This is a genomic window from Helicobacter winghamensis ATCC BAA-430 (genome assembly GCF_028751035.1).
Lineage (GTDB): Bacteria > Campylobacterota > Campylobacteria > Campylobacterales > Helicobacteraceae > Helicobacter_D > Helicobacter_D winghamensis.
In genome coordinates, this window is sequence record NZ_CP063533.1 from 1,317,918 (window position 1) to 1,330,229 (window position 12,312).

The following is a 12,312-nucleotide window of genomic DNA, read 5'->3' on the forward strand; positions in this document are numbered from 1 at the left end:
CTACAATTCAAAATCAATGCAAAGTGTCGCAATCATTGGTGGAGGCGCAAGCGGAATCTTTTGTGCCGTGCTGCTCTCACTCCATAATATCCCCATTGTGCTTTTTGAAAAAAACAAAACACTGGGCAAGAAACTTCTAGCAACAGGCAATGGTCGCTGCAATATCCACAATATACATACAAATTCTACGCATTTTCAAAGCACAAGCTTTTTACCAAAAGACTTGCAACACATCTTGCAAAACTACCCATTTAACGCTTTTGTAAAGACTTGCCAAACTCTAGGACTACATTTTCACACACAAGAAAATGGTAAAGTCTATCCCCTATCAAACTCCGCAAAATCTGTTTTAGAAGTCTTCACTCAAGCCCTAAATACCAATCCCAACCTACAAATCCACTTAAACACCGAGATTACCACTATTACAAAAAGCGATTCTAACTTTTTACTCCATAGCCACAACCACACCGAAAGTTTTAGCACATTAATTCTAGCTTGTGGTAGCCAAGCTGCCCCAAAACTAGGCGGTAGCAACAAGTGCGAAATTCTAGCAAAGCAACTTAACTTAAAATATCACCAAGCCTATCCCGCCCTTGTGCCATTAAATTTGGATTCCACCTTTCTTAGCTCCCTAAGTGGCGTTAAAATCCAAGCCAAACTTACACTAAAAGAAAACGAACAAATCCTAGCCCAAACACTAGATGATGTGCTTTTTACAAACTATGGAATTTCAGGCTTTGGCGTGCTTGATCTCTCAAGCTTTTTTCAAACACGCCAAAATCTCACCTTAATGCTTGATTTTTTGCCAAATCTCACGCCAAAAACACTAGAAAACTCCCTACAAAACACGCTGAAAAATAACCCTAAAATCCCATTAGAAACCTTGCTTAATGGCTTCTTACACCCAAAAATTGCCAAAGCCTTTGCCACACATTTTAACTTTAACCCAAGCAACACAAAGCAACTTAAACAATTCCTATTTACCCTTAAAAATTTCCCTTGTAAAAATCCAAAGTTAAAGGACTTTGAAAGTGCAGAAGTCTGTGGTGGGGGCGTAAGTGGAAAGGAAATCAACCCAAACACAATGGAATCTAAAAAGCACAAAAACCTTTACATCATCGGTGAAATGCTAGATATTGTAGGTAATCGCGGGGGCTACAACCTTGCATTTGCGTGGGCAAGCGCGAAAACTTGCACAAATGCTGTGTTAAGCAAATATCGCTTTTAATAGCATATCACGCATTGCTTGGAGATTCTGAATCTGTTTCGTGTTATTTTCAATCTTATTTTGAATACCATTTAATTGTTCGTTCAGTATTCTTATAATATCTGTATGCGGAAGGTGTATATTAACTGCTTTTAATGCTGCGATAGTTAAAGCTTGTTGAGTGCTACCAATAGCAATGGAATCTAACTTTTCTTTTCCTTGTGGAGATTTAAACCAATAAAACAAAAATAAGCTTGTAATGTTTTTAAAATTTTTAAACCAAGTTAGATTACCATCTTTAAAATAAAACTTTTTATCCTTTGGCACAAGATAGGGAATCCCCAAAGTCCCAACTGAAGTGAGCAGAATATCATTTGCTTGTGGCACTCCAAATTTATTTGCTATATCGTTGTATTTATTTTCATCAATAAATAATTCATTTTGTGGATTATTGCCCTTACTAAATTCTATAATTTCTTTACTTCTATAAAAGGGGATTCCATATTCTACATATTCGCTATAAAAAATTCTTTTGCTTGAAGTGATTTCACACAAGGAATTCAAGCTTACTTCTTCCCATTCACTGCGGTTTGGATTGTCTATAAAATAATGGCGAAAAAGGGTAAGGGCTAGAGATTCTAAAGTTTTGTTTTGTCTATGGAGTAAATCTATCTTATCATCAAAGCTACTTAGAATCTCTGCTATTTTTTGTTGTATTGTAAGTGGTGGGAGTGGGATTGTGAGGTTTTCTATATCCTTACTTGAAATGTTTGCTTGATTAGCACTCCCCGAAGAATGACTAGCTAAAATATTATGAATCTTGTTTGTCTTAAGCAAATAATATAAAAAATCTTGTTCTGCATCTTTTGTAACTATTTTCGCAACTCGTTGATTAAGCAATGCAAATTGTTTGTATTTGTATTTAGAAATTTGTCCTACAACTTGACTTTGAGCCTGTGGGTGATTCCCTGTCAAACTAACCAAAATATCCCCATATTTTATTAAAAATTTTTCTAGCTGCTTACTATAAGGATAAAACACAACATCATTTAAATTAACATCACCATTAGCAACATTTTTAATTTTTATGATAGGGAGAGAATCTCTTTGTTGGATATTTAAAAATTCCTTTGATTTAAATGCGTAGCCATTAACTATCTCCGCAACTTCCCCAAGCCTTACTTCCTGCCATTGCTCTTTATGGAGAGATTGTAGAAAAGGTTGTAAAGGGAGAGATTCCATTAAAATAAACTCCCAGAATCTCTAAAAGAAAAAAGTTCATAAGTTTTTTGCGTAGCGATTCTCCCCCTTGCTGTGCGTTCTAAAAATCCATTCACTAGCAAATAAGGCTCAATCACATCTTCAATCGTTCCTTCATCTTCGCTCATTGCCGCTGCAAGAGTGCTAAGTCCAATAGGTCGCCCCCTGCTCTCACAAATAATCTTTAAAAAGCGCAAATCCAGTTCATCAAAGCCGTGTTCATTTACTCCTAGTTCATTGAGTGCATATTGTGTGCGTTCCTTTGTAATCATCGCTTCTTCTGCAACTTCTGCAAAATCTCTAACGCGCTTTAGCAAACGCAATGCAATTCTTGGCGTTCCACGCGAGCGTTTAGCAATCTCTAATGCGCCTTCTTTTTTACATTCCTTTTGTAATTTAATAGAAGCTAAGGTTACAATTTTTGCAAGCTCATCGTTTTCATAAAACTGCATTCTAAACTGCATTCCAAAGCGATCACGCAAAGGATTGCTAATCATTCCTGCCCTTGTTGTTGCACCAATTAGCGTAAAGCGGGGTAAATCAATCTTTACACTTTGTGCCGCAGGACCACTTCCAATGATAATATCTAGCCTAAAATCCTCCATCGCAGGGTATAGAATCTCTTCAATCGCCGGGCTTAAGCGATGGATTTCATCAATGAATAAAATCTCACCTTCATTTAAATTTGTCAAAATCGCTGCTAAATCTCCTGCCTTTTCAATCATCGGCGCAGCAGTTACCTTAATAGAAGTTTGCATTTCTGTGCTAATAATATGTGCTAAAGTCGTCTTGCCAAGCCCTGGCGGTCCAAAAAGTAGCAAATGATCTAACACATCTCCACGCTTTTTTGCCGCTTCAATGAAAACTTGCAAATTCTTTTTTAGCTTCTCTTGCCCAATATAATCGTCCCAGCATGATGGACGAAGCTTAATCTCTTCTTCTCCATCAAGTGACATTTTCTCAATCTCTACAATGCGCTCCATAACTCCCCCTTAATAACTCTCACTAGCACTTGGAAATTCCCCATTTTTCACATCTTTTATGTATGCTTGCATTGCCTCTCTTACCATCTTTGCACCTTGTAGATAATGGCGCACAAACTTTGGCTTAAACTCTTCAAAAAATCCAAACGCATCACTCCACACAAGCACCTGCCCATCAACGCTTGCACCACTTCCAATTCCAATTACAGGGATTTGAACACTCTGTGAAATTTGTTTTGCTACCTCTGCACAAACTCCCTCTAGCACAAAACAAAATACCCCAGCACTCTCCAACGCCTTTGCATCTTGCAAAAGCGATTCCAATTCTCTCTCTTGCTTGCCCTTTACCTTATAACCGCCCTCTAAACGCACCAATTGCGGCTTTAAACCAATATGTCCTACAACTGCGATTCCATTTTGCACTAAAAGCTTAATTGTGTCTTTAATCTCCGCTCCACCTTCAATTTTAACTGCCTGCGCCTTAGTCTCTTTAAAAATACGCATTGCAGATTCCAAAGCAATTTGTGGCGAAATTGTGCTACCAAATGGCATATCACACACTACAAGGCTTGTTTTTGCGCCATTACAAACCGCTCTTGTGTGATAAATCATTTGCTCTAGCGTTGCACTTAGCGTATCACTCTCTCCAAAAAAGCTCATATTTAGACTATCGCCCACTAAAAGCATATCCACTTCCCCATCAAAAATCTTTGAAAAAAGCGCGTCATAGGCAGTTAGCATTGTAATTTTTTCTTTGTTTTTTTTGCGTAAAATTTCTGTTGTTGTGATAGATTTTTTCTGTGCTTGCATACTCATTATCGTTTCCATAAAAATTTTTGGCTAATTTTACTACATTTTCATTTTTTGCGGTATAATTTCGCTCTTACTTTTGGGGCTGATTAGAATTTCGACGGGATTTGGATAGCTCTAACTGCATGCCGACCTGTGCTAAGTCGCAAAACTGGTGCATTAAATATAAACGCAAACAACGCGAATTACGCTCCAGCTTACGCTAAAGCTGCGTAGGTTTATCTATTTTTTGGAGCTGTTCTTAGTTAAGATTCTAGCTATTTCCTAAGAGCATCATTGCAGCTAGATGCGCTTTGTGTTACCAAGCATAGAGCTAAGATTTTGGTTGCCTTTGTTTAGAATTTTTGGGAGTTTTTTAAGCAAAGAAAGATTTTAAACCCAAGCAAGCATGTAAATCGGTTATTGTGGATTTGAGTTTTGGACTGGGGTTTGATTCCCCACAGCTCCACCAACAAAGATTTTAACAACTTCAAATAACTTTTAGAAAACTTCCCAATAAACACTTCATTTAAGCTTTTCTCTCTTGTGTTAGCTCTTGTGCGATAAGCTCGGCTTGTTTGATGGCATTATCTACGCCTAGTTGTATGCTATTTGGCGGATAGCCGTATTTCTTTAGCACCTTTTTCACCGCAAGTCTAAGCTCTGCTCTCACACTCTCACGCAAAGTCCAATCAAGCGTAGCATTCTCTTTTATCGTAAAAAATACCGCTTTGCTTAGCTCACGCAGTTTTTCTACGCCCATAATCTCTTCTACTTCCTTAAACTCACTCAATGCTTCATAAAAGGCGTATTCATAATCACTTAAGCCTGAATCTTGCTTTTTCTCATCACTTGCGATGAGTTCTTGGCTTAGCTCTATTAGCTCTTCAATGACTTTTGCGGCGTCTATGAGTTTATTTTGATATTGCATTAGAATCTGATGAAGTTTTTCATACAAACCTTTGCTTTTTAGCTCTTTTGGGAGTCGTGCTTGCAGTTCATCATTTAAGAGTTTGCGTAAAGTTTCTAGTGCGATATGTGGATATTTATAATGTCTCATACCCTCTAAAAACTCATTTGAAAGGATAGAGATATTTTCTGTTTTGATTTGACTTTTATCTAAAATATCTATCATACCCTCACTTACTAGCTCTTTGTCAATGACTTGCTTAATAAGGCTTTGTTTGAGTGCGTTGTCAGCTTGGGCTTTAGAGTATTCACTCTTTTTAATGCGATTTTTTAATAACTCAAAAAAGGCAATTTCTTTTGAAAGATTCTGTATCTCATCATTTGGTAGCACCATAATATAGGCTTTCACTAGCTTTACCACCTCATCTAAAAATCGCTTTTTTAACTCTTCATCACTTAGAATCTTATCTGTGATTTGTGAGAGTAAGTCAAGCTTACCCCTTGTGTCTGCTTGAAAATACCCCATATACTCAAAGCCGTGCAACATTTGCTTTAACACTTCATGCTTTTCATAGACGACTTCTACTAGCTTTTGCTTATCTACAAGGAAGTTTTGGGATTTACCCTGTGTGTAAAACTGCAGGGCTTTTTGGAGTTCTGCCATAATGCCTATATAATCTACAATTAAGCCAGAGGGCTTATCTTTATACACGCGATTTACCCTTGCGATTGCTTGCATAAGGGTGTGTCCTTTCATCGGTTTGTCAATGTAGAGTGTATGCAAGGGCGGTGCGTCAAAGCCTGTTAGCCACATATCGCAAACGATGATAAACTCTAGGCAGTCATTTATATCATTTGCCCTATTTGCGATATGTCTTTGCTCTTCTTTGCTTGTGTGAAACTTTGATAGCTTTGCACCATCACTTGCACTTGAAGTGATGATGACCTTTGCCCTGCCTGTTGTGTAGTCATCACTATGTAAGCTTGGCTCAAGCTCTACTAGCTCATTATACAAATCCACGGCAATTTCTCTGCTAGAACACGCTATCATTGCTTTACCTTTAAGCTTTTCTTTTCTCGCGTTGAAATGCTCTAAAATATCTTTGGCAATGTTTTTTAGTCGCTCTTTTGCCCCGATAATATCTTGTAGTTTTAAGAGACTACCTTGCGTATTGTCTGTATCAAAAGATTCTATAAGCTTTTTGCCCTCTTCGCTTAGATGAAGCTTTGCTAAACGACTTTCATAAAATAAAGGCAGGGTTGCACCATCATCTACGGCTTTTTGAAAATCATAAATGTCTATATAGTCTCCAAACACATTTCGCGTATTTGCATTATCCTTTTCTATGGGTGTGCCACTAAAGCCTATATAAGTAGCATTTGGCAGGGCATCGCGGACATTTTGTGCGTAACCATAGGCAAGGGATTCACTACGCAGTCTTGCACTAAAGCCATATTGTGTGCGGTGGGCTTCATCGGCAATGACGATAATATCTCCCCTTTGGCTTAAAAGCTCAAAGCGTTCGTTTTCATCTCTAAACTTTTGCATTGTGCTAAAGATTATCCCGCCTTTTCTTTGCGTGAATTTCTCTTTTAAATCCTTTGTGCTTTCACATCGCAAAGGCGTTGTTTGTAAAAGTGTGCTTGACTTTGCAAAGGTATTAAAGAGTTGATTATCTAAATCCGTCCTATCTGTGAGTAGTAAAAGCGTAGGGTTGTTTAGCTCTTTTAGGGCTTTAGCACAGAAAAACACCATTGATAGACTTTTGCCACTGCCTTGAGTGTGCCATACTACACCGCCCTTTTTGTTTGTTTCACTACTTTGCATAGCCTTTCTGGCACTCTCTATTGCCTTATTTACAGCGTAGTATTGATGATATGCGGCGATCTTTTTATTGAGTTTAGATTCTTTATAGCCTTGCGTATCTTGTATGTAGCTTTGCTCATAAGTGATAAAATAGCGTAAGAAATCAAGCAACACACAAGGCTTTAATACTTCGCAAATATCCACAACACGCGTATTTTCACTTAGCATATCCCCTTGTCTCTGCCATTTTAGAAAGCGTGTAAAGTCCGCATTCAAACTGCCAAGTTTAGAATCTACCCCATCGCTTATGATACACAACGCATTTGGGATAAACAGCTCTTTTGCCTTTTCTTTATAGGTTTCTATCTGTAAATATGCTTTGTGTAAATCTGCGTTTATATCAAGGGGGTGTTTTAGCTCACATAGCACCAAAGGCAGCCCATTGACAAATACAACAACATCACATCGCACAGAATCTTTTGTGCTAAATACAAACTGATTGAGTGCTAAAAAGGCGTTATTTTCTACATTCTCAAAGTCTAATAGCTCTAGGTTAATCCCCCTTTGCTCACTATTTACCATTGCTTCTAGTGTAATGCCATAAGTCAAGTATGCGTGCATTTTCGCATTAGCACTCATTAAGTCTTCTTCATCACTCAAGGCTAAAATCTTTTTATACGCCTCAAGGGCTAAATGCTCTTTTTGCTCCAAGCTTAGAAAGTCATAATTGCTTTTAGATTCAAAGTTTATACGCATAATAGAATCTAAAAATATCTCTTTTAAAATCCATTCATCTTTTTTTCTTGCGACTTCTTTTGCATTTTTGCATTCATAGCCAAAACTCCCCAAAGTCTCTAATAATAGCTCTTCTATGCTCTCTTCGTTAAATTTTGACATTGTTTGGTCCTTTTATTATCTAAAATCAATCATTGTTCATCAATCTGTATCATATCCTTAATTTCATAATCAAATAGATTGATTTCATTACTTTGTGTGTAAAGAGATAGATTGTCTATATCTTCTTTTTTTATGATTGGATATTTTGTAAAAATGTCTATTAAATTTTGGCATTTCAACCAATCGTTGTTCCACAATAATTTGCCGATATCAATCCCTTTGGAAATATTATAGACATTCTTGCAAATAAGATCATCAAATTCTTTGTAAATATCATTTATTTCTTGTTTTATAATAGCTCGTTGTAGCCAAATTTGCATATATGAATTATTGTGAATATTATTGAGTCTTTGTATTGTTTTATTTATAAAATTGTCATCATTTATTTGACCAAATAAAATCCCTAAAATAACCATTATGAATTGATATGTTTTTGGATTTATCGTAACCATATCCACTAAAATAGCAATCAAGGCTTCCTTGTTTTCTTTATTTAAATTCATTTTGAAAAAGTATATATCGGTTTGTTTGTCGCCATTGTTTTCTTCAGCAATTTTATGGTTTAAATCTTGTAGCAACCTTTCTAAATATTTAAGAATTACTCCACTATTCTCATACTTTAGGGTAAATTGATGTAGAACTAAAAGCTGTTTTTGCAGCGTTCCTTGCCCTTTTAAAATTGTTTCCAAAAAAAGCCAATCCATTTTATCTTGTTTTATTGAGCCTTGAACAATGTTTTGGGAAACGCAAGTTTTATGAACATTAAGCTTTAAGCCTAAGCCTGTAAGGATTTTAGACAATTTTTTCAAAATAGTTTCTGCATCTTTTGGGTTATTCGTAAATATCCTATAATCATCTCTGTATCGTATAATCTTAAAATCATTAGAACAACCTATCTCTTTCACTAGAAGTTCATCAACATAAGCCAAAATAATCTCTGCTATAAAGTCCATTAAAACAGAGCCTTGTGGGATTCCATTTGTCTGCCCGTAAGACATATTCATAATTGTCCTATCAATTTTATTTCCCAACAACAACCTATCATTGCGTCCTTTTTTTGCCATATCCTTAGTGTGTAGAGCCCAAGCAATGGAATGTGTATAAATAGATGGGTAGAAATTAGCTATATCTGTATGGAGCAAATAATCAAACTCTATGCTATATTTTATGGAGTTTTGCTCGACCAAATTCCACCATTGTGAGATTTGCTCTGCTTGATTTGAATGTTTTGTTTCTGATACCACAGGGATACTACAGCATTCTATAAAGCTATCTTTGGCACACTCTTGAAATCTAGTTTTGATAAACTCCCAATTATCCTTTGTGGTCATTTCTCGAACAAGACAAGCATATAAAACAGGGTGTATCAACTCAAATGGACGCCAATCATATTTGCCATTTTTATTGGTAAATAATTTATAATTTACAGAATCATATTTTCTAGGCTCTCCTTTTAAGATATCCTCAAGTGTATAATTATTTATTTCAAATTCGTTATTTATAGCGTTAAACAAACCACCAAATTTAATATAAGGTGGCAAACTAAAACTACAATAGCTTTTTTCTTGTAGGAAAAAATCTCTAGCTTCATTATATTCAAGATCCAAAATATTTTTAGCCATTTTACATCTCCATTTTTTAATTGAATATTTTTCCCAACATCATATCCCGCATTGCTTGGAGATTCTGAATCTGCTTTGTGTTATTGTAGATTTTATCAAAAAATCCTTTAGCAATCATAGAAAATTCTACGATAATTTTTCTGTCGGGAATTCTTATATTTATACTTTTTATAAGCGTAGAATTGATTGCTGTAACTATTGATGATGTGCTACCCAAAGTTTCATACTTAAAAGTTTTTAAAAAACAATATAGATACTCTGTAAATAATCTATATTCACTATAAAGATTAAAATGTGCGATAGCTTCATTAGATAACATATTTTCAGTTGTTATGCTTACTCTACCTAAAGTCATTTTAAAACTTAAAAGGATTGTATTGGGTGGTATAAGGGGAATTCTAAATTTCCTAATAGCTTCCATTGTTAAAAATTCTGAAGTATTAACTATAAAAATTTTTTCTTCCATATCTTTTATAGAAATCCATTTGATATCTCTAGAATCTGTTGAAAACCAGTGTCTTTCTTTTCTAGGTGGTGTTCTACCGATACCTATTTCTGCAATTTCACTTAAAGGTTTTTCTTCCCATTCATTTCGGTTTGGATTGTCTATAAAGTAATGGCGAAAAAGGGTAAGGGCTAGAGATTCTAAAGTTTTGTTTTGTCTATGGAGTAAATCTATCTTATCATCAAAGCTACTTAGAATCTCTGCTATTTTTTGTTGTATTGTAAGTGGTGGGAGTGGGATTGTGAGGTTTTCTATATCCTTACTTGAAATGTTTGCTTGATTAGCACTCCCCGAAGAATGACTAGCTAAAATATTATGAATCTTGTTTGTCTTAAGCAAATAATATAAAAAATCTTGTTCTGCATCTTTTGTAACTATTTTCGCAACTCGTTGATTAAGCAATGCAAATTGTTTGTATTTGTATTTAGAAATTTGTCCTACAACTTGACTTTGAGCCTGTGGGTGATTCCCTGTCAAACTAACCAAAATATCCCCATATTTTATTAAAAATTTTTCTAGCTGCTTACTATAAGGATAAAACACAACATCATTTAAATTAACATCACCATTAGCAACATTTTTAATTTTTATGATAGGGAGAGAATCTCTTTGTTGGATATTTAAAAATTCCTTTGATTTAAATGCGTAGCCATTAACTATCTCCGCAACTTCCCCAAGCCTTACTTCCTGCCATTGCTCTTTATGGAGAGATTGTAGAAAATTCTCACAATGCTGTTCTTTTAGATTCACAATCATTTCCCACCTATAATCTCTAAATTATTTAGAATCTTTTCACTTAAGATTCTCTCTTCTTTGATTTGAGATTCTAGCTCGGCTTTTAAGCGTGTAAATTCTCTTTCAAAATCAAAGTCTTCATCATCTTCTGCCAAGCCCACATAGCGACCGGGTGTAAGGACATAGCCTAGATTTGCTATCTCTTCTTTGCTTACACTTTTACAAAAGCCTAGAATATCGCTATATTCCCCATCTTTTTGCTCTTGTGCCTTTTGCCATTTGTGGTAAGTCTCTGTGATTTTAGCAATATCACTTTGAGTTAGAATCCTATTTTTACGATTGATGAGCTCACCTAGACTTCGCGCGTCAATAAAAAGCGTGTTGTTATGGGATTTATTGCGTTTGATAAACCACAGACACGCTGGAATCTGCGTGTTTAAAAAGAGTTTTGCAGGGAGATTGACAATACATTCTATTAAGTTAGATTCTATTAAGTTTTTGCGGATTTGCCCCTCTGTGCTTGTGTTGCTTGTAAGAGAGCCTTTCGCAAGGACAAATCCCGCCCGACCTTTTGGAGCTAAATGGTGGATAAAGTGGCTTATCCACGCATAATTGGCATTTGTGCTAGGGGGTGTGCCATATTGCCAACGCACATCATTTTCTAGTGCTTCACTGCCCCAATCTGTGGCGTTAAAAGGTGGGTTTGCGATGATGAAATCTGCCTTTAAATCCTTGTGTGCGTCATTGAGAAAGCTTCCCTCGCTATTCCACTTTAATGAGCTAGAATCTATTTTTCGCAAGGCAAGATTCATCTTTGCTAGTCGCCAAGTGGTTTGATTACTCTCTTGCCCATAGATTGAAATATCGCTGATTTTACCCTGATGCTCTCGCACAAATCGCTCACTTTGGACAAACATTCCCCCACTTCCACAGCAAGGGTCAAACACTCTGCCATTATAAGGCTCTAGCATAGCTACTAGCAATTCCACAACGCTTTTTGGCGTGTAGAATTGCCCGCCTTTTTTGCCCTCACTCAAAGCAAACTCACCTAAAAAGTATTCAAAAATATGCCCTAAAATATCGCTTGTATTCTCTTGATTTAGTGAGATAGAATCTATTAAGTTTATCAAATCGCCCAAAGTCGCACTATCTAGGTTATCTTTAGCATAGACTTTAGGCAGCACGCCTTTTAACTGCGGATTGTCCTTTTCTATCAAGTCTAGGGCATAGTCTAAATCTTTGCCAATCTGTGGGCTTTTTGCCTTGCTTAAAAGAGAACTCCATCTAGAATCCTGTGGCACAAAAAAGATATTTTTTGCGATATATTCATCTTTGTCTTCTGCATCTTCATTCTGTGAAAGTAGCTCTTTATGTAAAGATTCAAAGCTATCGCTAATGTATTTTAAAAACACAAGTCCAAGCACGATGTGTTTATACTCTGCGGCGTCTATGTTTTTACGAAGTTTATCAGCGGCACTAAAAAGGGCGGCTTCTAGCTTTTGTGTTTGTTTTACCTTTGCCATTATGTTCCTACTTTTCATTTTTCTAGCATTATAACAAAGAACAACAAAAATACGATTCTACACATTTTTAATATT

The 12,312-nt window shown here is 36.0% G+C and carries 8 protein-coding genes and 1 other RNA gene; 2 read left to right on the forward strand and 7 right to left on the reverse strand.

Going from position 1 to position 12,312, the window contains the following annotated elements; all coding sequences use genetic code 11:
- Positions 1–16: 16 nt before the first annotated feature.
- A complete protein-coding gene (locus IP358_RS06795) occupies positions 17–1,228 on the forward strand; it encodes an aminoacetone oxidase family FAD-binding enzyme (RefSeq protein WP_006802835.1) in 1,212 nt (403 codons plus the stop codon).
- Here the strand turns inward: IP358_RS06795 and IP358_RS06800 are convergent.
- Genes IP358_RS06800 through panB form a run of 3 tightly spaced genes read right to left on the reverse strand, consistent with a single transcriptional unit; the run spans position 1,208 to position 4,266 of the window.
- Complete coding sequence (locus IP358_RS06800) at positions 1,208–2,449, reverse strand: restriction endonuclease subunit S (protein ID WP_101357081.1); 1,242 nt, start codon at positions 2,447–2,449, stop codon at positions 1,208–1,210. The genes IP358_RS06795 and IP358_RS06800 overlap by 21 nt on opposite strands.
- Positions 2,449–3,450 carry a Holliday junction branch migration DNA helicase RuvB gene (ruvB, locus tag IP358_RS06805; RefSeq protein WP_006802837.1) on the reverse strand — a complete coding sequence of 334 codons (1,002 nt, stop codon included), beginning with the start codon at positions 3,448–3,450 and terminating at the stop codon, positions 2,449–2,451. The genes IP358_RS06800 and ruvB overlap by 1 nt, the downstream gene beginning before the upstream one ends.
- A gap of 9 nt (positions 3,451–3,459) precedes the next feature.
- Positions 3,460–4,266, reverse strand: coding sequence for a 3-methyl-2-oxobutanoate hydroxymethyltransferase (panB, locus tag IP358_RS06810; protein ID WP_006802838.1), 807 nt, complete (start codon positions 4,264–4,266; stop codon positions 3,460–3,462).
- Between the two features lie 75 nt (positions 4,267–4,341).
- On the opposite strand from panB, the gene ssrA reads away from it, so the two are divergent.
- Positions 4,342–4,711: a transfer-messenger RNA gene (gene ssrA / locus IP358_RS06815) on the forward strand.
- Between the two features lie 57 nt (positions 4,712–4,768).
- On the opposite strand, the gene IP358_RS06820 is transcribed toward ssrA, so the two are convergent.
- From IP358_RS06820 to IP358_RS06835, 4 genes are read right to left on the reverse strand one after another with little or no spacing between them, the layout of a single operon-like run.
- On the reverse strand, positions 4,769–7,852 hold the full coding sequence (locus tag IP358_RS06820; protein WP_006802839.1) for a type I restriction endonuclease subunit R: 3,084 nt from the start codon (positions 7,850–7,852) through the stop codon (positions 4,769–4,771).
- 29 nt (positions 7,853–7,881) lie between these two features.
- Positions 7,882–9,474 (reverse strand): RNA-directed DNA polymerase, encoded by a 1,593-nt coding sequence (locus IP358_RS06825; protein ID WP_006802840.1) that lies wholly within the window; start codon positions 9,472–9,474, stop codon positions 7,882–7,884.
- 16 nt (positions 9,475–9,490) lie between these two features.
- Positions 9,491–10,735: a restriction endonuclease subunit S gene (locus IP358_RS06830; RefSeq protein WP_101357082.1), complete on the reverse strand. Its 1,245-nt coding sequence runs from the start codon at positions 10,733–10,735 to the stop codon at positions 9,491–9,493.
- Positions 10,732–12,237, reverse strand: a complete 1,506-nt coding sequence (locus tag IP358_RS06835) for a type I restriction-modification system subunit M (protein WP_040498578.1) — start codon at positions 12,235–12,237, stop codon at positions 10,732–10,734. The genes IP358_RS06830 and IP358_RS06835 overlap by 4 nt, the downstream gene beginning before the upstream one ends.
- Positions 12,238–12,312 lie beyond the last annotated feature (75 nt).

Coding starts and splice junctions, on each gene's coding strand:
- IP358_RS06800 (WP_101357081.1), bottom strand. CDS start 2,449: ATGGAATCTCTCCCTTTACAACCTTTTCTACAATCTCTCCATAAAGAG.
- IP358_RS06825 (WP_006802840.1), bottom strand. CDS start 9,474: ATGGCTAAAAATATTTTGGATCTTGAATATAATGAAGCTAGAGATTTT.
- IP358_RS06835 (WP_040498578.1), bottom strand. CDS start 12,237: ATGGCAAAGGTAAAACAAACACAAAAGCTAGAAGCCGCCCTTTTTAGT.
- IP358_RS06820 (WP_006802839.1), bottom strand. CDS start 7,852: ATGTCAAAATTTAACGAAGAGAGCATAGAAGAGCTATTATTAGAGACT.
- ruvB (WP_006802837.1), bottom strand. CDS start 3,450: ATGGAGCGCATTGTAGAGATTGAGAAAATGTCACTTGATGGAGAAGAA.
- IP358_RS06795 (WP_006802835.1), top strand. CDS start 17: ATGCAAAGTGTCGCAATCATTGGTGGAGGCGCAAGCGGAATCTTTTGT.
- panB (WP_006802838.1), bottom strand. CDS start 4,266: ATGAGTATGCAAGCACAGAAAAAATCTATCACAACAACAGAAATTTTA.
- IP358_RS06830 (WP_101357082.1), bottom strand. CDS start 10,735: ATGATTGTGAATCTAAAAGAACAGCATTGTGAGAATTTTCTACAATCT.